Raw genomic sequence first — 25,106 nt, forward strand, 5'->3', positions numbered from 1 at the left:
GTCAGCCGGCCTTCACGTCGGTCCACGCGGCGTCGCGGGCCCGTTCGGTCCCCGCGTCGCCGTTGCGGAAGAAGAGGTCGGCCGCCAGGTCGTCGGCGGTCACCAGGCACTGGGGGAAGGGCTCGACGAGCGCGGCGTAGGTGTCCTCGGTGCCGCGGACCGGCATCGGGTAGCCGATGTACTCGATGTTCTTCTTCACGTTCTCGGGGCGGAGCATGTAGTCGATGAAGAGCATCGCGGTGCCGGGGTGCTGTGCGTTGGCGGGTATGGCGTAGCAGTCGGAGTTGACGGGGGCGCCCTCGCGGGCGACCTCGAAGCCGAAGACGGCCGGGTCCTCGGCCTGCGCGAGCATGGCGGCCATGTCGCCGCTCCACGCCTGGGTCATGTCGGCGTTGCCGTTGAGGAGGTTGTTGTAGCTGTCACTGGAGAAGCCGCGCAGGCGGGGGCGGAGCGAGCGCAGGGTGTCGGTGACGCGGGCGAGGTCACCGTGGTCGCCGGTGGTGAGGTCGAGGCCGAGTTTGAGCGCGCCCAGGCCGAGCACCTCGTCGCGGTCGTCGAGGACGAAGACCTTGCCCCTGGCCTGGTCGTTCCACAGGTCGTCCCAGGAGCCGGTCAGGTCGCCGAGCCGGTCCCGGCGCCAGCCGATGCCCGTCTTGTACATGGTGAACGGGACGGTGTGCGCGGAGCGGGGGTCGTACCAGGGGTCGGCGAAGTAGCCGTAGCTGCCGAACACGGCCTCGGCGCCCCGCAGCCGGGAGTGGTCGATCCTACGGAGCCGGCCGCCGGCGGCGAGGCGCTCGGCCCATTTCGCGGTGGGGAAGATGATGTCGTAGCGGTTGCCGGCGTTGAGTTTGGCGGCCATGCCCTCCATGGAGTCGTAGTTCGACTGGACGACCTTGACGCCGTACTCCTTCTGGAAGCCTTCGAAGACGGTGGGGTCGACGAAGTCCGCCCAGTTGAAGTAGACGAGGTCGCCGTCGACCTTGACGTCGATGGGTGCTTCCGCGGCCGCCTTGCCGGCCGGGTCGTCCGCGGTGGCGAAGCCGCAGCCGGAGGCGGTGAGGGCGAGGGCGGCGGCGGTGCCGGCGCGGAGGAACGAGCGTCTGGTCGGGGGGAGTGCCTCGGGGGACATGGGGTCCTCTCCGTAGGGGCCGCAGGGGGACGGCGGGAACGAACGGTAGGTGGGGGCTCGGTCGTACGGCGGGCGCGGCGCGGGGGCGCTGCGCTGCAGCGGTGCGGTCGTGCGTTGCGTTGCCGTGGTGCGGTCGTGCGTTGCGTTGCCGTGGTGCGTTGCGTTGCGGTCGTGCGGTGGTCGGCGGGGGCGGGCCTCAGCCGTCGGCGGTGTCGAGGTCGGCCCGGACGCGGCCGGCGAACCAGCCGACCGCCGACTCGCGGCGGGAGAGCGGTCCGGGCTCGAAGCCGGGGGTGGAGAGTCCCTTCTGCACGCGGGCGACCAGCTCGGCGTCCTCGTCGTTGGTGATCCAGCCGATGTGGATGTTCAGGCGCCGGGCGAGGCGGGTGCGCAGGCCGGTGCCGCGGCGGGTGTAGAACGCGCCGGGTACGGCCACGCGGTCCACCGCCGTGGGGATCGCGGTCCAGGCCAGTACGTGGTCGGGGTAGAAGTCGATGAGGGTGTTCGGGTAGATGACCGCGTACCGCCAGATCCGGCGGTCGGCCTCGCGGAGGCCCGGCATCGGTGCGGCGATGCGCTGGTAGAGGCGCTCGGCCCAGTTCGAAGAGGGTTTGTCGCGCAGCGGCGAGGCGAAGAGCGCGTAGGACTCCTCGATCTCGCAGGTGTAGCCCTGGTAGTCGAGCAGCCGCATCAGGCCGGGGTGGGCGACCGGGACGTGGTAGCCCTCCAGGTAGTTGTCGACCGCCACCTTCCAGTTGGCCTGCTGCACCTCGGCGGCGGCCAGGTCGTGGATACGGGCGCGGCCGATGGGTACCAGGTCGGCTCCGGCGTAGTGGCCGACCGCCTCCGCGAGGCCGGCGCAGCTCTCGGCCAGCGGTACGGCGTCGGGGTCGAGGTTGACGAAGACGAAGCCGAGGAAGGACTCGACGCGGGCCGGGAAGAGGCCGAGGTTCGGCTTGTCGAGACAGGGGATCTGGCGGGCCTCCGGGGCGCCGACCAGGCTCCCGTCGAGGCGGTACGTCCAGCCGTGGTACGGGCAGCGGATCGCCTTGCCGTCCGGTTCGGGGGTGGTGACCAGGCGGGTTCCGCGGTGGCGGCAGACGTTGAGGTGGGCGGCGAGGCCGCCGTCCTCGGTGCGGACCACCAGGACCTCGCGGTCGGCGACCGTGGCGGCGAGCCGCGCTCCCGGGTTCGGCAGGTCGGACTCGTGGCAGACGAGCTGCCACGACCGGCCGAAGACGTGCCGGGACTCCGCGGCGGCGGTCTCGGGGTCGGTGTAGTAGCGGGCCGGGAGGGCCGGCCCAGGGGCGGCGGCCTCACGGGCGGGGGGCTCGGAAGCGATGGCTTCGGGACCGAGGGCCTCAGGGGCGAGGGTCCCGGGGGCGGCGGCGTGGCCCGGGGGCCCGGTCCGGTCGGATCGGACGGTCCGGTCGGTGCGGTCGGATCGGACGGTGGCGTCGGATCGGACGGTGCGGCCTGTCGGTGTTCCGGGAGCTCTTGAGTGCATCGGTGACTCCTCCGTGCCGGCGTGCGGCGATCGGTGTCGGCGTTCGATGGCAAGGCAGGACAAGCGAAGGCAAGGCAGGACGAGGCAAGGCGATCCAGCGGCGGACAGGCGGTCGGGGCGGGGAAGCCGGAACCAGGCTGACCGATTGGACAGCCAGATTGCTGGCTCATTTCCATCGGGTCAAGACTTGTTCACTGACCGATCGGTCAGCTAGCGTAATTCTTGCCTGACCGATCGGTCAGCAAACGTGCTTTCCTGTCGCCGCATCGGCCCTGCTCCGCATACACCCTGTTCACCGGGGCGGACGCAGCCGTGCGGCCCGCCCGGCCCGCCCGGGCCCGCACCCCCGATCCCCTCCGGTCCCCCGCCCACGGCTCCCGCCGGGCGCCGGACCGGCGGCGGCATCCCACCTCCCGGAGGCACGCATGAGCGGTCGTCGGCGTCTGGACTGGCTCGGGCTCACCCCCGAACCGGAGCGAGAACTCCCCACGGCGGTCGCCGCCCTGCGCGCCTCGTCGCACGGTGCGGCCGCCGGGCCACCACCGCACGACCTGGCGGCCACGGAGCGGCGCCGCGTGGAGCGCCTGATCCTGCGCGGCAGCTGGCACAGCTGGCTCCGCTACCTCGCCGAGGTCACCGACCTGGTGACCGCGGTGGCCGCCGGGTCCCGGACGGGCGACCCCGCCGCGGCCCTGCTCGCCGGCGAGGTCGTGCTCGACCACCACCGCATGCTCATCGGCCTCCCGGGACCGGGATACGGCCGCACCGCCCAGGACCGCACCGCGCTGGAGCGCGCCGTACGGACCCTGCGCACCCACACCACGACAGGAGCCGGCCGATGACCACGATCCGCCTCCCGACGGCGCAGCCGCCGGGCACCGTCCTCGGAGCGGCGCCGCAGGCCGCGGAGAGCGCCGACGCCTACCGCGCCACCGGCGGCTACGGCGGAGCCACGGGCCCGGAGGAACTGCTCGCCCACCTCTCCGCCTCCGGGCTGCGGGGTCGCGGCGGGGCGGGATTCCCGGCCGCCGTCAAACTGCGCTCCGTACGGGGCCGCGGCGGCTCCCCCGTCGTCGTGGCCAACGGCGAGGAAGGAGAACCGGGCTCGGCCAAGGACCGCTGGCTGCTGCGGGCCCGGCCGCACCTGGTCCTCGACGGCCTCGCCCGCGCCGCCGCGGTCACCGGCGCCGTACGCGGCTTCGTGTACCTCTCCGACCCGGCGGCGGGCGAGAGCGTGCGCCGGGCCCTCGCCGAACACCCGCCGCCGCTGCCCGTCGAGGTCGTCGAGACCGGCCACACCTACGTCGCCGGTGAGGAGACGGCGGTGGTCCGCCGGATCGACGGCGGCCCGGCGCTGCCCACCGCCAAGCCGCCCCGCCCTTTCGAGCGGGGGGTGGGCGGTGCCCCGACCCTGGTGTCCAACGTCGAGACGCTCGCCCGGATCGCCCTCACCGCCACCCGGCCCGGCCTGCGCCGCACCATCGCCCGCAGCACCCTGGTGACCCTGTCCGGCGGCCCGGCCGCACCGGTGCTCACCGAGATCCCCTACGGAATCCCGCTGCGCACGCTGGCCGCGCGGTACGGGACCCCGGACGCGGCCGGAGCCCTGATGGGCGGGCTGTTCGGCGGACTCGTCGACGCCCGCGCCCTGGACCTCCCCCTCGAACCCGGCGCGCTCACCGCCGCCGGCACCGCCCTGGGGTGCGGAGCCATCCGCTTCCTCGCCCCCGGCGGTTGCCCCGTGACCACCGCCGCCGACGCGGCCGCCCACCTCGCGGCCGAGAGCGCATGGCAGTGCGGGGTCTGCGTGTCCGGCACCGCTGCCGTCGGCAAGGCCCTGTACGGCCTCGCCGCCGGGACGGCCGACCCGGACACCGAGGACAGCCTGCTCCGCTGGTCGCAGGGCCTGACCGGGCGCGGCGCCTGCGGACTCCTCGACGCCGCGGCGGGGATCGCGGGCAGCCTGCTCCGCTCCTTCCCCGGGCTCGTCCGCTCCCATCTCGCCGCGCCGTGCCCGGTGTGCGCGGACGCGGCGCCCGAGGACGGCCGCCGCCGTCTCACCGTGGCCGTGCCGGGGGTCGCCTCCCCGTTCACCGCCGCCCCCGACACCCCTGTGCCCGCGCTGAAAGGAACGCCGTGAAACTCCTGCTGGACTCCACTCGCTGCCAGGGCTACGGACTGTGCCAGGAACCCGCACCCGACCTGGTCGAACTCGACGAATGGGGCTACGCGAACGTCATCGCCGTCCTCGTCCCGGCCGGCACCGAGGACGCCGCCCGCGCCTGCGTCGAAAGCTGCCCCAACTCCGCCCTCCGCGTGGAGGGCTGACATGGGACGCGACCTGACCGCCCTCTTCGACCCCCGCTCGGTCGCCGTCGTCGGCGCCAGCGACGACCCCGCGAAGTACGGCCACGCGGTGGCCGCCCAGGCCCTGCGCGCCCCCGGCCGGCGGCCCGTGCACCTGGTCAACCGGCGCGGCGGCACCGTACTCGGCCGCACCGCGGCCACCTCCCTGACCGCCGTCGGCGAACCCGTCGACCTGGTGGTGATCTCCGTACCCGGCGCCGGCTTCGAGGCCGCCGTCGACGAGGCCCTGGTCTGCGGGGCGAAGGCGATCGTCGCCATCACCGCGGGCTTCGCCGAGGCCGGCCCCGCGGGCCTGGCCCGGCAGCGGTCGGTCGCCGCCCGGGTACGGGCCGCCGGCGCCGTCCTCGTCGGCCCCAACTGCCTGGGCATCGCCGACAACACCACCGAGCTGTACCTCGCCTCGGACCGCTTCGCCCCCGGCCGTGTCGCCCTGCTCAGCCAGAGCGGCAACCTCGCCCTCGAACTCCAGCTCCGCGGTGAGCCGCACGGGCTGGGCTTCTCCCGCTTCGTCTCCCTCGGCAACCAGGCCGACGTCACCCTCGTCGACCTCGTCGAGGACTGCGCCCGCCACGAGGCCACCTCGGCGATCGCCGTGTACGCCGAGGACTTCGGCGACGGCCGGGCCTTCGCGGCGGCCGCCGCCGCGGCGGGCAAGCCGGTGGTGCTGCTCACGGCCGGCCGGGGCACCGCCTCCGCACGCAGCGCCCGGTCGCACACCGGGGCCCTCACCACCTCGGCCGACGTGGTGGCCGCCGCCTGCCGCGACGCGGGGGTCGAACTCGTCCGCACGCCGAGGGAGATGACCGTCGTCCTGGCCGGACTTGCCGCCCTGGGCGCGGGGCCGCGTACGAGGGGCCGGCGTACCGCGGTCTTCACCGACGGCGGCGGCCACGGCGCGGTCGCCTCCGACGCGGCCGAGGAAGCCGGGCTCGACGTACCGGAGCTCGGCGGGCCCACGCAGGACAGGCTGCGGACCGTGCTGTGGGAGCAGTCCTCGGTCGGCAACCCCGTCGACCTGGCGGGGATGGGTGAACAGCGGCCCCTCTCCTACGCGGACACGGTCGGTGCGCTGCTCGCCGCCGACGAGGTGGACGCCGTCCTGATGACTGGGTACTTCGGCGGTTACGCCGCCGCCGAGGGAGGTCTGGGCGGCGGCCCGGCAGGTGGCTCCGGACTGGCGGAGGGTGAGGCCCGGGCCGCCAAGGAGATCGTCGCGCACCTCGCCTCCGCGCCGAAGCCGCTGGTCGTGCAGTCGATGTACCCGCAGTCGCCGAGCTGCCGGGTGCTGGCCGAGGCCGGGGTGCCGGTGTTCGCCGCCACCGAGGACGCGGCCCGCGCACTGGCGGCGATGACCGGACGCCGGGCGGCGGACGCGGACCGCCCCGGTGTGCCCCCGCTGCCGCCCGCCGCCGCACCGCCGGCGGACCTGGGCTACCACGGGGTCCGGGCGCTACTCGACGCCGCCGGCGTGCCGTTCCCGGCGGCGCGCGAGATCGCGGACGAGGCCGGACTGCTGGCCGCAGCCGCGGAGTTCGACGGCCCGTACGTACTCAAGGCCCTGCACGTCCTGCACAAGTCCGACGCCGGAGGTGTGGCGCTGCGGCTGGCCGACCGGGACGCGCTCCTCGCCGCGTACCGGGAGATGCACGTCCGGCTCGGCGCGCCCGCCTACTCGGTCGAGGCGATGGCCGACCTCACGGACGGCATCGAGCTGATCGTGGGCGTGAACCAGGATCCGCGGTTCGGGCCGATCGCCCTGGTCGGGCTCGGCGGCGTCCTCACCGAGGCGCTGCGCGACGTGGCCTTCGCGCTCGCGCCCGTACCGGCATGGCGGGCCGAGGCCCTGCTGCGCGGTCTGCGCAGTGCGGCGCTGCTGGACGGCGTACGCGGCTGGCCGGCCGTCGACGTGGCCGCGGCGGCGGCCGTCATCGAGCGCATCACCACCGTCGCCGCGGCGCACCCGGAGATCGCCGAGCTGGAGGTCAACCCCCTGCTGGTGCGCCCGGACGGCGCCCTCGCCCTGGACGCGCGGGCCGTCCTGCGCTGACCGCTCCACCCCCACCCCCCTGTGCTCTGGAGGACTGACGACCCATGGACTTCCGCTACACACCCGGGCAGGCCGACCTCAAGGCGCGCGCCGCCGCCTACGCACGGCTCCTGATGACCTACGAGGACCGGTCCGAGGAGTCCGGCGGCCCGCTGCCCGCCGACACGGTCCGCGAGCTGACCCGCGCCGCCGTCGACGCCGGCGTCTACGCGATCAACATGCCCGCCGAATGGGGCGGCGCCGGGCTGTCCCTGCTGGACCAGGTGATCGTCGAGGAGGAGTTCGGCAAGGTCACCAACTGTCTGTGGGACATCCCCTGGCGGCCCGCGAACGTCCTCGCCCACGGGACCGAGGCGCAGCGGGAGAAGTACCTGCTGCCGGTGATCCGGGGCGAGCGGTTCGACGCGTTCGCGGTGACCGAGCCCGGTGCGGGCTCCGACCCCGGCTCGGGTACGAGTACCGCGACCCGTACCGACGGCGGCTGGCTGCTGACCGGTGAGAAGTGGTTCGTGACCTGCGGGGACATCGCGGACTTCCTGCTGGTGCAGGCCGACGCCGGGCCCGAGCGGGCGGCGACTCTGTTCTTCGTGGACAAGCAGGCGCCCGGGGTCGAGATGACCCGGGTCCCCCGCTTCATGCACTCCGCGGTGAACGGGCATCCCGAGTTCACCTTCACCGAGGTGTTCGTCCCGGACGAGGACGTGCTGGGCGGTGTCGGCAACGGCTACGAGCTGACGAAGGAGTGGTTCACCGACGAGCGGCTGATGATCGCCGCCCGGACCGTCGGCGCCGCCGAGCGGGCCCTGGAACTCGCCCGGGACTGGGCGGTGGAGCGCCGCCAGTTCGGCTCCCCCATCGCCGATTTCCAGCTGATCCAGGGGATGCTCGCCGACTGCGCCGTCGACATCGCCGTCAACCGTGCCTACACCCACCAGGTCGCCTGGGAGGCCGACCGGCCGGAGACCGACCGCAAGACCCTGCACGCGAAGGCCTCGACGGCGAAGCTCGCGGCGAGCGAGGCGGCCGGGCGGGTCGTCGACCGGTGTGTGCAGATCTTCGGCGGGCGCGGCTACGACCGTACCTACCCCGTCGAGCGCATGTACCGCGAACTGCGCGTGGACCGGATCTGGGAGGGCACCTCCGAGATCCAGCGCCTGATCATCGCCAACGAACTGATCAAGCGCGGCACCCGGGCCCTCGCCCTTCCCACCTCCTGACGACCGCTCCCCCACCACGACCCAGAGGACAGACAGACATGGACTTCCGCCTCACCGCCCGTCAGGAAGAGCTCCGGAGCACGGCGCGCGCGCTCACCGACTTCATCACCAAGTACGAGCTCGACTGCGAGGAGAACAACGGGCTGCCCCCGCAGGCCCACACCGAGATCCGCGACGCCGTCCTCGACAGCGGGCTGCAGGCCGTCAACATGCCCGAGGAGTGGGGCGGCGCCGGTCTCACCATCCTGGAGCAGGTCACCGTCCAGGCGGAGCTCGGCCGGCTCACCGGGGCCCTGTGGGACATGGTGTGGCGTCCGGCCAACGCCCTGTCCCACTGCACGCCCGAGCAGCGCGAGCGCTACCTCGTGCCGGTGATCCGGGGGCAGCGCCGGGACTGCTACGCGGTGACCGAGCCCGAGGCCGGCTCCGACCCGCAGAGCCTGCGGACCACGGCGACGCGGACCGCCGAAGGCTGGGTGCTGAACGGCGAGAAGTGGTTCGTGACCGTCGGCGACCACGCCGACTTCATGATCGTCCTGGCTGCGGCCGGGGAGGAGCGCGCACCGACGCTCTTCCTCGTCGACAAGGACACGACGGGCATCGAGATGACCCGGGTGCCGCGCTGGATGCACACCTTCGTCTACGAGCACCCCGAGTTCACCTTCACCGAGGTGTTCGTCCCCGACGACGCGGTGCTCGGCGAGGTGGGCCAGGGATACGACATCACGCGCTCGTGGTTCACCGAGGAGCGGCTGATGATCGCCGCCCGGACGATCGGGGCGGCGGAGCGCGCCCTGGAACTCGCCCGGGACTGGGCGGTCGAGCGCCGCCAGTTCGGCTCCCCCATCGCCGACTTCCAGCTGATCCAGGGAATGCTCGCCGACAGCGCCGTCGACATCGCCGTCAACCGCGCCTACACGCACCAGGTCGCCTGGGAGGTCGCCGAGGGCGTCCTCGACCGCAAGACGCTGCACGCGAAGGCGGCCATCGCCAAGCTGGCGGCGAGCGAGGCATCGGGCCGCGTCGTCGACCGGTGCCTGCAGATCTTCGGCGGGCGCGGCTACGACCGCTCGTACCCGGTCGAGCGGCTCTACCGCGAGCTGCGCGTCGACCGGATCTGGGAGGGCACCTCCGAGATCCAGCGCCTGATCATCGCGGGCGAACTGGTCAAGCGCGGTACGGGGGTTCTGCGGATGCCGTCCGCACAGTGACGGGCGGGGCGTGACGGGCCGGTGGTCCGGGTCGCCCCGCCCCGCCCCGTGCACAGCAGGAGCAGCAGGAGCAGAGGCATCAGAGGAGGGAGGACCGATCGATGACCGATGTCGAACGGGTCGGGATCGTGGGCTGCGGCCTGATGGGTTCCGGTATCGCCGAGGTCTGCGCCCGGGCCGGACGGGAGGTCGTCGTGGTGGAGACGACCCGTACGGCGGCGGCCGCCGGCCGGGAACGGATCACCCGTTCCCTGGAACGCGCCGCGGCGTCCGGGAAGCTGACGGCGGCCGAACGGGACGCCGCCGTCGGCCGGATCGCGGTGACCACCGACGTGGCGCGGCTGGCGGACCGGGACCTCGTCGTCGAGGCGGTGGCGGAGGACGAGCGGGCGAAGCTGGAGGTCTTCGCCCTGCTCGACCGGGTGGTGGAGCGCCGGGACGCGGTCCTCGCGACGAACACCTCCTCCATCCCCGTCATCAGGCTGGCCGCGTCCGTCTCGCGGCCGGAGCAGGTCGTCGGCCTGCACTTCTTCAACCCGGTACCGGTACTCGCGCTGGTCGAGCTGGTGCCGTCCCTGCTCACCGGCGACGAGACCGTCCGGCGGGCGCACGCGTTCGCCTCCGAGGTGCTGGGCAAGGAGGTCGTCCGGGCCCGGGACCGGGCGGGATTCGTCGTGAACGCGCTCCTCGTGCCGTACCTGCTGGCCGCCGTGCGCATGGCCGAACACGGCGCCGCGTCGGCCGAGGACATCGACCGGGGCATGACCCTGGGCTGCGCGCACCCGCTGGGACCGCTCGCCCTGGCCGATCTGATCGGCCTGGACACGGTGCAGGCCATCGCGCGCTCGATGTACGCGGAGTACCGGGAGCCGCTGTACGCCCCGCCGCCGCTGCTGGCCCGGATGGTCGACGCGGGCCGGCTGGGCCGCAAGACGGGCAGGGGCTTCCACACCTACGGCGACCGCGGGGGCGGCGCGATGCGCGAGGATGGTGGTGTGGTGGCCACGGCAACCGGGCCCACCCGCCCGGTCCACGGGCGCCGACACGGGGAGCAGCCAACGTGACCAAGGCCGAGCGCGCACTCGAGACGCGTGAGCGAATCCTCACGGCCGCGTGCGAAGTCATCGCCGACATCGGCTTCGAGAACGTCAGCATGCGCAAGGTGGCCGAGCACGCCGGTGTGTCGAAGGCCCTGCTGCACTACCACTTCGACACGCGGGAGAAGCTCTTCGACGAGGCGATGACGCATTCCTTCGCCCAGACCGGTACGGACACCGAGGGCGTCCCCGACTCGGTGCCCTCCGCGGTCGTCCTGGCCCGCATCCTGCGGAGCATGCTGCCGACCGACGCGGAGCTGCGCCAGGACTGGAAGCTCTGGCAGGAGTTGTGGGTGCGGGCCCAGCGCGACACGGCGGCCCGGCACTTGGCCGTCGACCTGTACGACCAGCTCCACGCGTGGGTCGGCGGGGCCGTGGAACGGGGCATCCGCTCGGGGGAGTTCGCCGACTGCGACGTCGCCGCGCTCGGGACCCTGGTGCTGGCCCTGTGCGACGGCCTGGGCATCCGGCTGATGCTCGACGATCCCCGGGTGGACCTCGCGGCGGCCCGGTCGACGATCTGGCGGGCCATCGCCCCCACGCTGGGCATCGCCCCGGAGTTCCCGGACGTGTGACCGGGCCGGGCGGTCCGGGCCGGGCGGTCCGGGTCAGCCCGGGCCGTGCACGGTCTGGACCTGGCCGGTCCCGTCGACGGTGAGGGCGACGCGCTCCGTCCTGTTCCCCAGGGCCAGCACGATCCACACGACGCCCCACAGCAGGCAGGTGAAGACGGTCAGGATCGCGTGCAGGAGGTGGTTGACGTTCCCGCCGCGCACCAGCACCGCCTGGGTCGGGGAGCGCGATTCGACGCGCCATCCGAGGGCGACGTACTGGTTCACCGTCCAGTCGAGGACCGCGGTGCGCCGCGCGTCGTCGAGGGGCTCGCCCGGGGGCGCGTAGAACAGTTCCGGGGGCGGATCCGGAGGCGGCCCCCAGCCCTTCGGTTCGTCGGACTTGGCCATATGTCGTGCCTCCCCACGCTTCGGGGCCGCCGGAGGGCGGCACCAGGAGCGGGACGGTTTCGGTACGGTCCCGCATATCCCCAGAGTGCGCCGGACGCGCGCGGGCGGCATTCCGAGCCCGCCGGACCAGGCCGTTCATCGGATGTACGTTCGAGTCCAGGCCTGGCCTTCCCGGCATTGTCAGTGGCACGCCCTACAGTCGGAGCATTCCCATTCAAGGGTTGAGGCGGGCTGCCTCGCTGCACGATCCCGCCCCACCGGACCCCCTCGGGGGACAGCGACCGGTGGGGTGGCGCGCGGCCCTGCCGGGGCCTCGCGGGCGACCTGCCCGGGGTTCTCAGTCCCAGAACTCGCCGTCGTGCGGCAGGGCGGCGAAGTGCTCCGGGTCGTGGGAGAGGAAGACCCGGATGCCGGATCGGGACAGGGCGCGCAGGCGCCCGTAGGTCAGCATCTTCTCCTCGGTGTTCCAGTCGCTGAGCATGGGCACGTTGTGCTCCAGCCCCTGCTGGAGGTGCGCCGCGTCGCCCATGAGCGCGATCCGCCCGTGGTGGTCGAGGTCGAGGATGAGTCCCTGGTGGCCCGGGGTGTGGCCGGCCGTGCGCACGAGGGTGAGCGTGCCGTCCCGGAACAGGTCGGTGTCACCGCTCAGTTCGAGGAAGTCGTAGTTCCGGCCGCCCGCGTAGTCCTCGAAGGCGTAGCCCCGGGCCGTCCAGCGGTCCGGCCACCAGGCGTGGCGCAGTTCGTCGTGCTGGGCCACGTGCACGGCGTGCGGGAAGTAGGTCATCCCTCCGGCGTGGTCGAGGTGCAGGTGGGAATAGAGGACGTACCTGACGTCGGCGAGCCGGTAGCCGAGGCGCTCCAGCTGGGCGTCGACGGCGTGTTCCCGGGTGAACCCCTCGGCGCCGTACGCCGCCCGCAGGCCCGGACCCCAGTGGGCCTCGGCCGCCTCCGGGTCCGCGACGCGGTGGTTGACGCCCGTGTCGAAGAGGATCGGTCCGTGGGTGGCGTGCTCGATGACGGCGACCGTCGAGGGCACGGTGACCGTGCCGCTCGCCCTGTACAGCAGGTCGCTCTTCGGCAGGGTGAAGGGTCCCGCGTCCAGTGTGGTCACGCGCAGTCTCGGGGTCACCACGGGGACCTCCCTCCCCACGTGCCGGCGGGCCGATTCTCCTGTCCAGGCTAGCTCCGGTGCGGCGGGACCACGCGTCGGAGGGCCTCCGCGAGGTCGGGCGGCGAGTCCACACAGACGTACACGGTCGCCGCCTCCACCGGCCCGGCCGGGCCCAGGTCGAGGCGTACGGGCGGGTCGAGGTGCACGGCCACGTTCAGTGCGCTCTCCACCGAACAGGCCACCGCGCCCGGTTCGCCGGGCACGGGCCTCGGGCCGCGGCCGGGAACGGTGCGTACCACCGGGGAGGTGGAGCGGACCGCCGAGCGCGGCAGGCTCACGTCGCCGAGGAAGCCGGTCCGCAGGACCACCCGCTCCTCGTCCACCTCGTGCGGGTGCCGGACCAGCGCCGCCACCAGGCCCAGCCCGCCCAGCACCAGCAGGAGCTCCAGTGCCGCGTGCACCGGCCGGACCACGGGCGGCAGCATCGAGGAGAGCAGGAAGGCCACCACGATCTCCGTCGCCGTCAGGACCAGCACCACCTGCCGCGTCCCTGCCGAGTGCCGCGGCCCCGGTGCCGGCGGGCGCCGCAGCACCACCGCCGTCAGCGACCGGGCCCATATCCGTACGATCCCGGCCCGGGTCGGCCGTGGTGTCACGGCCCCCGTCGTCGGTCCCGTCACCGTCATGGCCGCCCCCTGTCCGTCGTCGCCCGTTTCTTGCCCTCCTTCAGGCTCGCGCGCGTCCCGCGGGACGGACAGTGACGAATGTCAGGGGTGTGCCGGGGAGATGCCAGAGGTGCGCGGACGGTACCGCCCGCGGGTCCCGCGAGGCTGGGGAATCGGTGAATCGGGGGCGGTGCCCGGCGCCGGTCGGCAGGATGGGGCCATGGACCGTGGGGACATGAGGCCGCGCGGGTCGCGGCCGGTGGTGGTGCGGGTGCCGGTGGAACCGGTGGAAGCCGCAGTCGAAGCCGACGCGCTCGACGCCGTGGCGCGGGCGGGCGATGTGGTGGTGCGCGGCCCGCTGTTCGGGGTGGCTGCGCAGTCCGCCGGGGACGGGCCGCGGTGGCGGGTGGTGCTCGAAGTGACGGCTGGCTGCCCGCAGCAGGCGCGCGACGGGCTGAACTCGCGGCTGTGGTTCCACGCGAAGGACGAGGCGCAGGACCGGGCGGAGCGGCGCGAGCTGCTGGCGGCGGTCGCCCGGCTGGAGAGCGAGCGGGTCGACGAGCTCGTCGTGTCCGGGACCCGGTACCGGGTGGTGCGCGCCGAGGAGTACGCGGCCTCGGGCCCCGGCGGTATGGAGGCGCCCCGCCCGACGGATCCGGAGCCCCTCGTCCGCGACTGGGACCGGGCCGTCCGGGAGCCCGAGATCGATGACGGTCTGGTCGTGGATCCGGATGCGCCGGTCACCCCGACCCAGGCGTTCGAGCAGCTGGCGCTGCGCGGCCTGTGCTACACGGGCGAGCGCTTCCCCGAGGAGGTGCGCGCCGACTCGCGGCGGGCCCTGGACACCCACCCGGACGTGCTGCTGATGCCACCGACCTTCAGCGTCGTGGAGCGGACCACGGACGGCTGGCGGCCGGTCAGCGGCCCGCACGCGACCCCGCACGCCGCCCGCAAGTCGCTGGACTTCGCGCTGACGTGGATGTGGCCGCGGATGCGCGGTCACATCCCCCACGACGCCGACCCGCGTACGGACGCCCGTACGTGGACGGCCGCGGGCGGCGGGGAGTCCGCGGAGCTGCGGGCCGCGAAGCTGGCGGCGTACGCCGGGGCCGCCGACACGCTCCGGGCCGGACGTGTCGACCGGCTGGAGTTCCAGGGCGCCGTGTACCAGATCGTCCGTACCCGCCGCCTGCTGCGCTGGGGGCCCGACGGGCCGGAGGGGCCGCGGCCGTCCGACGTCAACAGCCAGGAGCCCGCGCGGATCCACCTCTCGCTCGACGAGGACGGCCGCGTCCTGCCCGACGACTGACCCGCGGCACGCGTCCGCCCTGCCCGCAGAAGTCGGCGGCCGCCGGGCGTTTCGACGTGCGCCACCGGACCTCATGGGGAACGGTGGACCCGCCCCGCTGTGCGACCCGCTGATGCCCCGAGGGAGACACCCATGAACTGGACGCTCGAAGTCGTCCCCGTCCCTGTCACCGACATGGATCGCGCGAAGAGTTTCTACGCCGACCAGGTCGGCTTCGGTGTCGACCTCGACGACGAGGTCTCCCCGGGGGTGCGCATCATCCAGCTGACCCCGCCCGGTTCCCGGTGCTCCATCGCCATGCTCCAGGGGATGCCCGGGGCGCCCGGCGGACAGACCATGGCGCCCGGCACCCTGCACGGTCTTCAGCTGTGCGTCACGGACATCGAGGCGGCCCGCGAGGAGCTGGTGGCCCGGGGCGTGGACGTCTCGCCCGTCCGGAACCTCGGCGCATCGGGCTGGGAGGAGGGCAAGGGCGGCGTCTGGAACTCCTTCATGACCTTCGACGACCCCGACGGGAACAGCTGGGTGGTCCAGGAGGCCCCCTCGGAGCTGTCCGAGCGCTGAGCGGGCCGAGCGCTGAGCGGGCCGGCGCCTGCTTCGCCGCGACGGCGGGCAGATGTACCAAGCCCGCCCCCTGCGGGGAGGAATCCCGGCGCGTCCAGCCCGGCCGCTCGCACACCGGGCCAGTACATTCCCGATTTCAGCCGGTCCGTTCTATTTCGGGGATGTGCCTTGCGTCGTATCGCTGTCGCTCTGACCCTGCTGACCGCCCTCTCCTGCGGTTCCTTCGCGGGTTCCCAGGCCGTCTCGGCCGCGAGTGCGTCGGCAGGCGGTGGCGGCGGCCGGGGCACCAACATCCTGGTCGTGGGCATCGACAGCCGCGCCGGGCTCTCCGCGGCCGAGAAGCGGCGCCTGCACGTGGGCGGCAAGGGGTGCAACTGCACCGACGTGATGATGCTCGTCCACCTGTCCCGGAACCGGCGGCGCGCGAGCATCGTCTCCATCCCGCGCGACTCCTACGTCGAATACGCGGGCACCACCGCCACCGCCCCGGCCCGTAGCGGCAAGATCAACGGTGCGTTCGCGCTCGGCGGCGGCCCGCTCACCGTGGCCACCGTCGAGAAGGCGACCGGGCTGCACATCGACCACTACCTGCAGACCGATTTCAGGGGCTTCGAGCAGACGGTGAACAACCTCGGCGGCGCCACCGTGTGCACGGACAGGCCGCTCAAGGACGAGAACTCCGGACTCGACATCGGCGCCGGCCGCCACCTCGCCGACGGGAACGGAGCACTGCGCTACGTCCGGGCCCGGCACGTCAACCTCCGGCCCGGCGACCTCGGCCGGGTCCGCCGCCAGCAGCGCGTGGTCGACGACCTGCTGGCCCGGCTCACCGCGGAGGGCGCCCTGGCCGGCCCCATCAGCACGGCGCGGACCGTACGCACCCTGCTGAAGACCGTACGCACCGGCGAAGGGACGGGCCTGGACGACCTGGTGCGCATCGGCTGGGCGCTCGGTCACCTCCGGTCGGACCGGACGGAGTTCGCGACCGTTCCCATCCGCCTCTTCGACCACCGCGTACCCGGAGTGGGTTCCACCCTGGTGTGGGACGAGGCCCGCTCCGCCGCTCTGTGGGAGGCGCTCGGCGCGGACCGCCCGATCACGGGCGACACCCGGATCCAGCCCGTCGCCGAGAATCCGGCCCCGACCGACCCGGCCCGGATCGCCGTACGCGTGGACGACGCCGAGGTCGCCGCCGCCCTGCGCGGCAACGGGTTCCTCGTCACCGACACCTCGGCGACCGCACCGGCGGTACGCCCGTCCGGGCCCCCGGTCATCCGGTACGCCACCGGCCAGGAGGACGACGCGGCGACCCTCGCCGCCGCCCTGCCCGGCTCACACCGGCAGGCGGACCCGGATCTCGACGCGGTCGTCGAGGTCACCGTCGGCGCACGGCCCGTCCAGGTCAGGAGCGTGACCTACGACCGCAACGTGGCCGAGGGCGCCCCCGTGACCGCCGACCGCCTCCGCTGCGCCGAAGCCCCGGCGCAGGCCGGGGCCGCGCAGCCGGGGAGCGCCGTGGAGCCATCCGGGCGACGATGAGAGATGTGGACCACGCACAGTCGCAGGGTGCACCAGGTGAGTGGCCGCAGGAGCGGACCGTGGCGCGGCCGCGGCGCCGGGCCGGCGGTGGCGCACGCCGCCCCGGTGGGGCCGCCGCAGCGCGAGGCCGGGGCCGCCCCGGAGGAGCGGGTGCAGGATGCATGAGGAGATGCCGCTCGACGACCTGATCAGCAGCGCCGCCCAGGATGCCGGAGGATGGCTGGGTGCCCTGCCGGTCGCGCTCGTGGCCACCAGCAGCGACGGGATGATCGTGCGCTGGAACCACGGCGCGCAGCAGCTCCTCGGCTACGCCCCGCCCGAGGTGCTGGGGCGGCACATCTCCGATCTCCTGCATCCGGGGGCCGATCGCAGTCTGGGCCGGTCCTTGTGGGAGACGGCCGCCACCGGGCGCGGGGTCATGGGTACGGTCACCGCCTGGCACAGCAAGGGTCACCCGCTGGAGCTGGAGATCTGGGCCTGTCCGGTCCCGGACCGCCACCACGGTGCCTCGGCCGTGCTGGTCTTCGCGGCGGACGCCCACGCGGCCCGCCGGATCCGCGGGTCCTCGGCCGTCTGGGACGGGCTGTTCGCCCGCTCGCCGGTCGGGATCGGGGTCCTCGACACGGAGCTGCGGTTCCTCCAGGTCAACCCGGCCCTGGAAGCGATGAACGGCCTCGCGGAGTCCGCCCATGTGGGGCGGCGGCTGGCCGAGTTGCTGCCCGAGGTGAACGCCGACCAAATGGAGGAGGCGATGCGCGAGGTCCTGGCCACGGGTGAGCCGGTCCTCGACCGGCGCCGTACCGGCCGGACCCCGGCCGACCCGGACCACGACCATGTGTGGTCGTGCTCGTACGTGCGCGTCGAGGATCCCGGCGGCCGGCCGATCGGCGTGATCGCCTCGCTCCTCGACATCACCCTGCAGCAGCGTGACCACAGCGAGGTCGAGGCGGGCCGCCGCCGCCTTGCCCTGCTCAGCGAGGCGAGCTCCCGTATCGGCGCCAGCCTCGACCTGGAGCGGACGGCGCAGGAGCTCGCCGACCTCGCCGTCCCGCATCTCGCGAGCGCCGTCACGGTCGATGTCCTGGATTCCCTCGCCCGCGGTATCGAGCCCGGCACGGGACTGGCCGGGGGCGTCGCCCTGCGCCGGCTGGGCAAGGCGCCGCTGACCGGTTCGCCCGTCACGCAGACGCTGGCGCCCCTGGGCCGGACCCTCATCTTCCCCGCGACCGCCCCCTACACCCAGGCCCTCGCGGCCCGTCAGTCGTTCCTGATCGCCCAGCTCGACGACCGGACCGTCGCCACCGCGGCCCGGCACTCCCCCAAGCCGGCCCAACTCCTGGAGCTGGGCGTGCACTCGTTCATGATGACGCCGCTCATCGCCCGCGACATGGTCCTCGGCGTCGCCACCTTCTACCGCACCGGGCACACCGGCCCCTTCGGGTCCGACGACGTCACCCTTGCCGGTGAACTGGCGGCCCGTGCCGCCATCAGCATCGACAACGCGCGCCTCTACCACCACGAGCACGAGACCGCGGTCGTCCTCCAGCGCAGCATGCTCCCCCAGCACATCACCCCGCCGGCCGGTATCGAGATCGCCCACCGCTATCTGCCGGCCAGCGACGTCAACGAGGTCGGCGGTGACTGGTACGACGTCCTGCCCCTCAGCGGGGGCCGGGCCGCGCTCCTCATCGGCGACGTCATGGGCCACGGCATCGCGGCCGCCGCCGTGATGGGGCGGCTCTCCGCGACCGTCCGCGCCCTCGGCCGCCTCGACATGCCTCCCACAGCCCTGCTGCACCAGCTCGAAGCCACCCTCGCCGACCTGTCCGACCCGATGCTCGCGACCTTCCTCTACGTGGTCTGCGACCCCGCCACCGGCCAGTGCACGGTCACGCGCGCCGGACATCCGCCCCCGGCCGTGGTCCAGCCCGACGGCGCCGTCTACCTCGTCAAGACCCCGCCGGGCGTCCCGCTGGGCGTCGGCGGCATCTCCTTCACCACCACCGACATCGCCCTTCCGCCCGGCAGCACTCTGGTCCTGTACACGGACGGCCTGATCGAGGCGCGCAGCCGTGACATCGACGAACGGCTGGACGAGCTCACCGGTCTGCTCGCCGCGCCCGAGCAGTCGCTCGACCACCTCTGCGACTCCCTCATCGCCCACCTGGTGCCCGCCTCCGCCGACGACGACATCGCACTCCTCGCGGCCCGTATCGGCGTGCCCGCCCACCGACCACCCGTGTGAATCGGGCCATCGGCCCTCCGGCGCTGTCACCGCACACGTCTGTCCCCGTACAGTCCGTGATGCCGACGTACCCTCGGGCACCGTCCCGACAGCCGGACAGGAGAAGAGCCGTGGCCATCGACGCCGGGAGCGGGCCGCCCGCCGCGCAGCGGTCCGGGACGGGGCGACCGCTCCCCGAAGCAGACGCCGACTGTGTGGAACGGTGGCGCACCCACCAGGGTGAACTGGTCGACCTGTTGGCACAGGTGCGGGACCGGCTCGGCGGTGTCGCCTCGTTCCGTCTGGGGCCGCAGCCCACCGTCCTGGTCACCGCGCCCGAGGCGGTGCAGCACGTGCTCGCCCTGCACCCCGACCGGTACGTCAAGCGCTCCCACCGTGCCCGCCTGCTCATCGGCGACGGGGTGCTCGCCGCGACCGGCGAGGCCTGGAAGCGCCAACGGAAGCTGTTGCAGTCGCAGTTCACCGGGAAGGGGATGCGCCGCTACGAGGAGCGGATCGCCGGGGCGGCCCGGACCGCGGCCGGACGGTGGGCCGGCCACGCGCGCACCGGGGTGACCTTCGACCTCGGCGAGGAGATGCGCCGCTTCGCCCTCGACACCATCTGGCGGGCGCTCACCGGGCACCCGCTCGACGACATCACGGCGCACGAACTGACCGCCGTGGCCACCGTGGTGGCCGCGCTGCCGAGCCTGCCCGCCGACCAGGTGGACGCCCGGGACGCCGTCGCAGGCGACCTGGCCAGGATCGACGAGGTCGCCCGGCGTGCGGTGGCCGCGGCCCGGGACGGTGCCCCGGGACCCGACGGGCCGGGGCTGCTCCAGGTGCTGGTCGACGCCTCGGCCGAGCGCCCCGAGTACACCGACCGGCTGGTGCGGGACGAGCTCGTGACCCTGCTGGTGGCCGGCCACGAGACCACCGCGACCACGCTGACCTGGCTGTACCTGCTCCTCGACCGCCACCCGGCGGCCCGCGGGCAGGCTCTCGCGGCCGGCCCCGAGGGCTCGGCGGAGCGGCGCGAGGCCATCCAGGCGCTGGTCGGCGAGACGCTCCGGCTCTACCCGTCCGCGTGGATCCTGCCCCGGCACGCCGCCGAGGACGACGTCCTGGCGGGCTACCGCGTCGAGGCGGGCACGGATCTGCTGGTCTGTCCCTACCTCACCCACCGGGATCCCGAACTGTGGCCGGATCCCAAGCACTTCGACCCCCGGCGCTTCACGGTTCCCGGCGGCCGTCCCACCCGGCCCGGCGCCTACCTGCCGTTCGGCATCGGCCCCCGTGCCTGCCTGGGCCAGCAGTTCGCCCTGCGGGAGTCGGTCGCCCTGCTCGAACTCCTGCTGCCCGCCCACGTCCCGGACTTCCAGGCCGTCCCCACCGGGGCGGCGTACAGCATCACCGTCCGCCCCGACGGCCCGACGCCCGTCACCGTCACCGTCACCGGCGGCGGCGGCGGCGGGACCGAACGGCGTGTCATCCAAGATCCGCACGGATAAGGGTGAGGGCGGCTCCTGCCCTGGCCGGCAGGGCGGTTGGACGTACTGCTGCTACAGCGGCCTGGCGGGGGCGATGCTGCGGGACGGCTACCTGGCCACCATGGCCGACCTCGGTATGGGCCCGGGCCTCACCGGCAAGGAGCTCCTGGACGCCATGGCCCGCCGGCACCGGAGCGATCCCGGGGCGGTGGCCGTGCTCGGCGCGATCGAGGCGACCGCCGAGGGTGGCCTGGTCCTGCTCGGCGAGCGGCCGTGGCCGGTCCCGCAGCGCCCGACCTGGCGGCCCGACATCCGGGCCGCCGTCGCCGCGAAGGCCCGGGTCAACATGCACCGCAAGATGCTCACGTCGGCGCAGCGGACCGGGCTGTTCCCGCTGGCGGTCTTCGGCGACTGCGTCGTGTACGCCTCGGACGGCCCGTCGCCGCTGGACCTCCTCCCCGGCACGCCTGAGGGCGAACCGCTCCTCGGGGGCTTCCGGCTGGGCGTCTCGCCGGGGATGGTCACGTACGCGGGTGCACGCGCCACGAGGTGGTTCGAGGACATGCGCACGGAGCACGGCCCGGACTTCAACGTCGCACAGGACATCGCGACCGGCGGCGGCGAGCAGCCTTGACGTGTCCTCATGTGCCGTCGGATGCGCGGCGGATCGCGTCCAGGGTGCGTGCGACGTCCTCGTCGGTCGTCGACCAGTTGCTCACCGAAATGCGCATGACGCGGCGGCCGTGCCAGGTGGAACCGCTGATCCATGCCTCGCCCTCGTCGAGGAGGCGGGCCAGTACCCGGTCGGTGCGTTCGTCGTCGCCGAACTCGGCGCAGACCTGGGTGAAGACCACGTCGTTGAGGACGGTCGCGCCGTCGATGGCGCCGATGCCGGTGGCGAAGGCGCGGGCGTGCCGGCACAGCCGGTCGACGAGGTCGGTCACGCCCTGGCGGCCGAGGGACCTGAGGGCGGCCCACACGGTGAAGGCGCGTCCGCGGCGGGAGAGTTCGGGGACCTTGTCGACGGGGTCGCCGTGTTCGTGCTGGATGAGGTAGTCGCCCCGCTGACCCATCGCCGACCTGAGGGCGGAGGGGTCGCGGACGATGGCGAGGCCGCAGTCGTAGGGGACGTTCAGGGTCTTGTGGGCGTCCGTGGCCCAGGAGTCCGCCTGGGCGCAGCCGTCGGTGAGGTGTGCGTGGGCCGGGGAGGCGGCCGCCCACAGGCCGAAGGCGCCGTCCACGTGCACCCACGCATCGGCCTCGCGGGCGGCACGGACCGCCTCCTCGAAGGGGTCGAAGGCGCCGGAGTGGATGTCGCCGGCCTGGAGGATCACGAGGGTGGGGCCGGGACCGCGGGCCGCCAGGGTGCGGCGCAGGGCCTCGGGGTCGATCCGTCCTTGCTCGTCCGCGTCGACGAGCTCGGGCCGGCCGAGCCCGAGGTAGCGCAGGGCCAGGTCGATGGCCATGTGGCGGTCCCGGCCCGCGACCACGCGTACGGGCGGCCCGCCGGCGAGTCCGTCGTGGGCCACGTTCCAGCCGGTGCGCCGCAGCACCGCGTCGCGCCCCGCGGCGAGGCAGGTGAAGTTCGCCATGGTGGCGCCCGTGGTGAAACCGACGGCGCTGTCGGGCGGGAGGCCGAGCAGGTCGAGCAGCCAGTCGCCGGCGATCTCCTCCGCCGCCGAGTAGGCGGGCGAGACCGCGCGCATCACGCAGTTCTGGTCCCAGGCGCTGACCAGCCAGTCCGCCGCGAGTGCGGCCGGCTCGGTGCCGCCGACCACGAAGCCGTAGAAGCGGCCGCTGGGGAAGGCGGTGAGCCCCGGTTCACAGGCCGTGGCCAGCAGGTCGACGACGTCGGCGGGCGTGCTCGGCGCGTCGGGCAGCTCGGCGCCGAGCGCGCGCACGATCTCGTCGACCGAGGCGCGTGCGGGAACCGGGCGGTCGGACAGGCCTGCCAGCCAGCGGACGGCATGGCCGTGCGCCTGTCGGAGCGCCGCCTCGCGCTCGTCCATACCTCGGACTATGGGGCAGGCCCCGCCCGCCCGCAAGCGGCGGGCCGGGGGGCAGGAAGGCAGGAGGGCGCGGGGTCAGTGGATGACGCTGAAGCTGCGCCAGGGCAGGCTCACGGGGGCCGTGACGTTCGAGAGGGTGGTGGCCACGTAGATCCCGTCGGCCTTGTCGGTCTTCTGGCAGTCCGGCGTCCGGTACAGGACGATGTCGACGAGGGTGTTGTTCTCGACGTGCGTGGCCCCTCTCGGGATGCCGATCTTGTGGCAGCCGACGACCAGCGTGTTGGAGTAGCTCAGCTCGACCGGCGAGTCGTGTCCGCGGAAGGTCAGCATGCCGACGGTGCTCCGGCCCAGGCCCGAGCAGGCGCTGGCCGTCAGCAGCAGTGCTGCGACGCCCACGATGGTGCTGATACGTCGGCTGTGGGACATGGGCTCGGTCCTCGTCTGTGCGGTGGTGACGGTCCTTGTCCACAGCCTGACCCGGCGGGGCGCCACCGGCCTGCGCTGCTCGGCCGACCGGATGAACGCGGACGTGCCGGGACCGTCACCCCGGACCCGGGGGGGTCTACAGACTCAGCGCGTCCTCCGCGTTGTTCATCCAGGCGGTCACGGAGTTCTTGTCGGGCGAGACGTACAGGCCGGGGGTCGACGCCTTCAGCGGTGTCTGCTTCAGGTCGGACTCGGTGTTCATGGTCAGCGCGATCGAGTTGACGGTCTTGCCCTTGCCGTCGTTGGCGCCGCCCATGAGTCCGGCGTAGGCCGACTGGCCCGGTTCCAGCCGGAGCGCGTCCTCGATGCCTGGGGCCGCACCCCGCTCCGTGGCCTGGCCGTCCAGGTCGCCGAAGGTGACGATCGGGTGCCCGAGCGCCCTGCACGCCTTGGTGCCCTTGTTGGTGATCTTCAGCAGGTAGCTGCTGGTCGTGGGCTCGGCCAGGGTCGCGGTGAACGTCACGTCGAACGTGCTGCACGGGAACACGTCGAAGTCGGGGTCGGCCCCGCCCGGCTTCGACGGCTTCGACGGGGTCGCGGTCTTCTTCGGCGCCGCGGACTTCGACGGAGTCGCGCTCGGGCCGGCGGTCGCGCTCCCGCCGGGGCTCGCGGTCGGGCTCGCGGTCGGCGTCCCGGACCCGCCCGCCGCGCCGTCCTCGGTGGGTCCACAGGCCGTCAGGGCCATTGCGGATACGGCGGCGAGGGCGATGGCGGCCTTGCGTACGGTGCTCATGATGGTGGTCCCCCCTGGGGAATGCGCGGAACGCGCCGGGCTGGGCCGTGCTGGGAGCACCAGCGTCCCGTAGAAGCTTCACAGCTTGGTGACGGTGTGTCGTCGGATCGACCACGGTTGCCGTCCCCTCGAAGACGGCGGGGCCGGTCCGCGCAGCGCTTAGCATCTGGCTCCATGGGGATATCGGAGGAGAACGGCCGGGCCGGGGCGTGGCGGGTCACGGTGCGGGCGCGGGGGCGCAAGGCCGGTCTGCCGCCGGGCGGTCCGTCGCGTCCCGCGGGCCGGCCGCTCGCCCGGCGGCAGGATCTGCGGATCCACGGCACCGCCGGGAAGATCAGCTGCGTGGACGACTCGGGCCGCACCCGCTGGACCGCGCTCTGTTCCGGCATCCCCAACGCCGCCCACATCTCCGGCGGCCGGGTCCTGGTCACGACGGACTCCCTCGCGTACACGCCGTGGGGCAACCTCGGCCCGGCCGTGCTGCTGGACCTGGCGGACGGCAGCCGGATCGCCGAACTGCGCGGCGCACGCGGCGCGGCCCTGGGCGGCGGACGGTTCGTACTCGGCCTGGAGGGCTACGACGCCTTCGACACCTGGGCGTACGACCGTGACGGCACCCTGTACGACTCCTGGCGCAGCTACGGCCACTACGTCGTCGGGACCGGTATCCGCGTCGTCGAGACCGACCGGAACATCCCCACCGGCAGCCGGGTGGTCCGGCTGCTGCCCGGTGGCACCGTCGAACGCGGACCGTCGCTCACCGACCCGCAGGCCCCGGAGCCGCTCGTCCTCGCGGACGGCACCCTCCTGGTGCTCGACGCCGGAGTGCTGCGCGCCGTCGGCCGCCGGCTGGAGGACACGGTCCTCGCCGAGCTGCAGGCCATCGACCCCGGGGAAGAATGGCGTCACCACGGCGCGCTCCACCGCACCGGCGACGAGATCACCGTGACCATCACCGAACAACACCCCGACCGGCCCGGCAAGCACAGCCACCGGACCTGGACGCTCACCCTCCACCAGGGCGGATGAGCGTGCGCGGACCCGGGTGCCGCGGGGCCGGGCAGGCCGGGCAGGCAGGGCAGGCCGTCAGTTCGCCACGACGGTCAGGACGGCCGAGACGACCGTGACCGCGGAGGCGGCCACCATCCAGTTCCGGGCCCGGCCCGACAGCACTGGGATCCCGTCGGCGTCGGCGTCGGCGTCGGCCTCGTCGTCGCCGTCGGCCTCGTCGTCGCCGTCGGCCTCCTCCGATTCCTCTCCCGGCCCCCGCAGCCGCGGACACGACCGGCAGGCCGGATCGTGGACCAGTGTGTCGAGCCAGACGACACCGTCGAGCGGCGCCCGAGCGAACAGCATCCCGTCAGTTTCCATAACCGGACAACGCCATGATCCGCATCAGGCCACTGCCGGCGGCCGGACCGAGGCCCAACCGTTGC

General features: G+C 73.7%; 24 protein-coding genes. 15 read left to right on the top strand and 9 right to left on the bottom strand.

Annotation, left to right across the window (positions count from 1 at the left end):
- Nucleotide 1: 1 nt before the first annotated feature.
- Together ACZ4YL_RS32610 and ACZ4YL_RS32615 are read right to left on the bottom strand one after the other, a co-directional pair.
- Nucleotides 2-1,132, bottom strand: a complete 1,131-nt coding sequence (locus ACZ4YL_RS32610) for a polyamine ABC transporter substrate-binding protein (protein ID WP_468121406.1) — start codon at nucleotides 1,130-1,132, stop codon at nucleotides 2-4.
- A gap of 196 nt (nucleotides 1,133-1,328) precedes the next feature.
- The gene (locus ACZ4YL_RS32615) at nucleotides 1,329-2,639 is read right to left on the bottom strand and encodes an aromatic ring-hydroxylating oxygenase subunit alpha (RefSeq protein WP_468121407.1); all 1,311 of its coding nucleotides are present in this window, start codon (nucleotides 2,637-2,639) and stop codon (nucleotides 1,329-1,331) included.
- Nucleotides 2,640-3,064: 425 nt separating this feature from the next.
- Here ACZ4YL_RS32615 and ACZ4YL_RS32620 point away from each other — a divergent pair, with 425 nt between their 5' ends.
- The 8 genes from ACZ4YL_RS32620 (at nucleotide 3,065) to ACZ4YL_RS32655 (ending at nucleotide 11,153) form a co-directional block, all read left to right on the top strand.
- Nucleotides 3,065-3,481 (top strand): hypothetical protein, encoded by a 417-nt coding sequence (locus ACZ4YL_RS32620; RefSeq protein WP_468121408.1) that lies wholly within the window; start codon nucleotides 3,065-3,067, stop codon nucleotides 3,479-3,481.
- Entirely contained in the window at nucleotides 3,478-4,779 is a 1,302-nt protein-coding gene (locus ACZ4YL_RS32625) for an NADH-ubiquinone oxidoreductase-F iron-sulfur binding region domain-containing protein (RefSeq protein WP_468121409.1), read from the top strand. Before ACZ4YL_RS32620 ends, ACZ4YL_RS32625 begins: the two co-directional genes overlap by 4 nt.
- Entirely contained in the window at nucleotides 4,776-4,967 is a 192-nt protein-coding gene (locus tag ACZ4YL_RS32630) for a ferredoxin (RefSeq protein ID WP_301363693.1), read from the top strand. Before ACZ4YL_RS32625 ends, ACZ4YL_RS32630 begins: the two co-directional genes overlap by 4 nt.
- A gap of 1 nt (nucleotide 4,968) precedes the next feature.
- Complete coding sequence (locus ACZ4YL_RS32635; protein WP_468121410.1) at nucleotides 4,969-7,053, top strand: acetate--CoA ligase family protein; 2,085 nt, start codon at nucleotides 4,969-4,971, stop codon at nucleotides 7,051-7,053.
- 44 nt (nucleotides 7,054-7,097) lie between these two features.
- Nucleotides 7,098-8,270 carry an acyl-CoA dehydrogenase family protein gene (locus ACZ4YL_RS32640; protein ID WP_468121411.1) on the top strand — a complete coding sequence of 391 codons (1,173 nt, stop codon included), beginning with the start codon at nucleotides 7,098-7,100 and terminating at the stop codon, nucleotides 8,268-8,270.
- 38 nt (nucleotides 8,271-8,308) lie between these two features.
- Nucleotides 8,309-9,481 (top strand): acyl-CoA dehydrogenase family protein, encoded by a 1,173-nt coding sequence (locus ACZ4YL_RS32645; protein WP_468121412.1) that lies wholly within the window; start codon nucleotides 8,309-8,311, stop codon nucleotides 9,479-9,481.
- A 101-nt stretch (nucleotides 9,482-9,582) separates the two neighbouring features.
- Nucleotides 9,583-10,545 (top strand): 3-hydroxybutyryl-CoA dehydrogenase, encoded by a 963-nt coding sequence (locus ACZ4YL_RS32650; RefSeq protein WP_468121413.1) that lies wholly within the window; start codon nucleotides 9,583-9,585, stop codon nucleotides 10,543-10,545.
- Nucleotides 10,542-11,153 carry a TetR/AcrR family transcriptional regulator gene (locus tag ACZ4YL_RS32655; protein WP_393782571.1) on the top strand — a complete coding sequence of 204 codons (612 nt, stop codon included), beginning with the start codon at nucleotides 10,542-10,544 and terminating at the stop codon, nucleotides 11,151-11,153. The genes ACZ4YL_RS32650 and ACZ4YL_RS32655 overlap by 4 nt, the downstream gene beginning before the upstream one ends.
- A gap of 33 nt (nucleotides 11,154-11,186) precedes the next feature.
- On the opposite strand, the gene ACZ4YL_RS32660 is transcribed toward ACZ4YL_RS32655, so the two are convergent.
- The 3 genes from ACZ4YL_RS32660 to ACZ4YL_RS32670 form a co-directional block, all read right to left on the bottom strand.
- On the bottom strand, nucleotides 11,187-11,540 hold the full coding sequence (locus ACZ4YL_RS32660; RefSeq protein ID WP_468121414.1) for a hypothetical protein: 354 nt from the start codon (nucleotides 11,538-11,540) through the stop codon (nucleotides 11,187-11,189).
- Between the two features lie 337 nt (nucleotides 11,541-11,877).
- Nucleotides 11,878-12,672 (bottom strand): N-acyl homoserine lactonase family protein, encoded by a 795-nt coding sequence (locus ACZ4YL_RS32665; protein WP_468121415.1) that lies wholly within the window; start codon nucleotides 12,670-12,672, stop codon nucleotides 11,878-11,880.
- 47 nt (nucleotides 12,673-12,719) lie between these two features.
- Nucleotides 12,720-13,337, bottom strand: a complete 618-nt coding sequence (locus ACZ4YL_RS32670) for a hypothetical protein (RefSeq protein ID WP_468121416.1) — start codon at nucleotides 13,335-13,337, stop codon at nucleotides 12,720-12,722.
- 214 nt (nucleotides 13,338-13,551) lie between these two features.
- Here ACZ4YL_RS32670 and ACZ4YL_RS32675 point away from each other — a divergent pair, with 214 nt between their 5' ends.
- The 6 genes from ACZ4YL_RS32675 (at nucleotide 13,552) to ACZ4YL_RS32700 (ending at nucleotide 21,076) form a co-directional block, all read left to right on the top strand.
- The gene (locus ACZ4YL_RS32675) at nucleotides 13,552-14,625 is read left to right on the top strand and encodes a DUF5954 family protein (protein ID WP_468121417.1); all 1,074 of its coding nucleotides are present in this window, start codon (nucleotides 13,552-13,554) and stop codon (nucleotides 14,623-14,625) included.
- Nucleotides 14,626-14,757: 132 nt separating this feature from the next.
- A complete protein-coding gene (locus ACZ4YL_RS32680) occupies nucleotides 14,758-15,189 on the top strand; it encodes a VOC family protein (protein ID WP_468121418.1) in 432 nt (143 codons plus the stop codon).
- Nucleotides 15,190-15,357: 168 nt separating this feature from the next.
- Complete coding sequence (locus ACZ4YL_RS32685; RefSeq protein ID WP_468121419.1) at nucleotides 15,358-16,728, top strand: LCP family protein; 1,371 nt, start codon at nucleotides 15,358-15,360, stop codon at nucleotides 16,726-16,728.
- Nucleotides 16,729-16,885: 157 nt separating this feature from the next.
- The gene (locus tag ACZ4YL_RS32690; protein WP_468121420.1) at nucleotides 16,886-18,973 is read left to right on the top strand and encodes a SpoIIE family protein phosphatase; all 2,088 of its coding nucleotides are present in this window, start codon (nucleotides 16,886-16,888) and stop codon (nucleotides 18,971-18,973) included.
- A 110-nt stretch (nucleotides 18,974-19,083) separates the two neighbouring features.
- On the top strand, nucleotides 19,084-20,463 hold the full coding sequence (locus ACZ4YL_RS32695; protein ID WP_468121421.1) for a cytochrome P450: 1,380 nt from the start codon (nucleotides 19,084-19,086) through the stop codon (nucleotides 20,461-20,463).
- Nucleotides 20,438-21,076, top strand: coding sequence for a hypothetical protein (locus ACZ4YL_RS32700; RefSeq protein WP_468121422.1), 639 nt, complete (start codon nucleotides 20,438-20,440; stop codon nucleotides 21,074-21,076). Before ACZ4YL_RS32695 ends, ACZ4YL_RS32700 begins: the two co-directional genes overlap by 26 nt.
- A gap of 7 nt (nucleotides 21,077-21,083) precedes the next feature.
- On the opposite strand, the gene ACZ4YL_RS32705 is transcribed toward ACZ4YL_RS32700, so the two are convergent.
- The 3 genes from ACZ4YL_RS32705 to ACZ4YL_RS32715 form a co-directional block, all read right to left on the bottom strand.
- Nucleotides 21,084-22,451, bottom strand: a complete 1,368-nt coding sequence (locus tag ACZ4YL_RS32705) for a pyridoxal phosphate-dependent decarboxylase family protein (protein WP_468121423.1) — start codon at nucleotides 22,449-22,451, stop codon at nucleotides 21,084-21,086.
- A 75-nt stretch (nucleotides 22,452-22,526) separates the two neighbouring features.
- The gene (locus ACZ4YL_RS32710) at nucleotides 22,527-22,877 is read right to left on the bottom strand and encodes a hypothetical protein (RefSeq protein WP_468121424.1); all 351 of its coding nucleotides are present in this window, start codon (nucleotides 22,875-22,877) and stop codon (nucleotides 22,527-22,529) included.
- 136 nt (nucleotides 22,878-23,013) lie between these two features.
- Nucleotides 23,014-23,670, bottom strand: coding sequence for a DUF4232 domain-containing protein (locus tag ACZ4YL_RS32715; RefSeq protein WP_468121425.1), 657 nt, complete (start codon nucleotides 23,668-23,670; stop codon nucleotides 23,014-23,016).
- Between the two features lie 174 nt (nucleotides 23,671-23,844).
- On the opposite strand from ACZ4YL_RS32715, the gene ACZ4YL_RS32720 reads away from it, so the two are divergent.
- The gene (locus ACZ4YL_RS32720; RefSeq protein WP_468121426.1) at nucleotides 23,845-24,699 is read left to right on the top strand and encodes a hypothetical protein; all 855 of its coding nucleotides are present in this window, start codon (nucleotides 23,845-23,847) and stop codon (nucleotides 24,697-24,699) included.
- Nucleotides 24,700-24,756: 57 nt separating this feature from the next.
- Here ACZ4YL_RS32720 and ACZ4YL_RS32725 read toward each other — a convergent pair whose 3' ends face one another.
- Entirely contained in the window at nucleotides 24,757-25,026 is a 270-nt protein-coding gene (locus ACZ4YL_RS32725) for a hypothetical protein (protein WP_468121427.1), read from the bottom strand.
- Nucleotides 25,027-25,106: the final 80 nt, after the last annotated feature.

This window comes from Streptomyces sp. NPDC030021 (genome assembly GCF_055574035.1).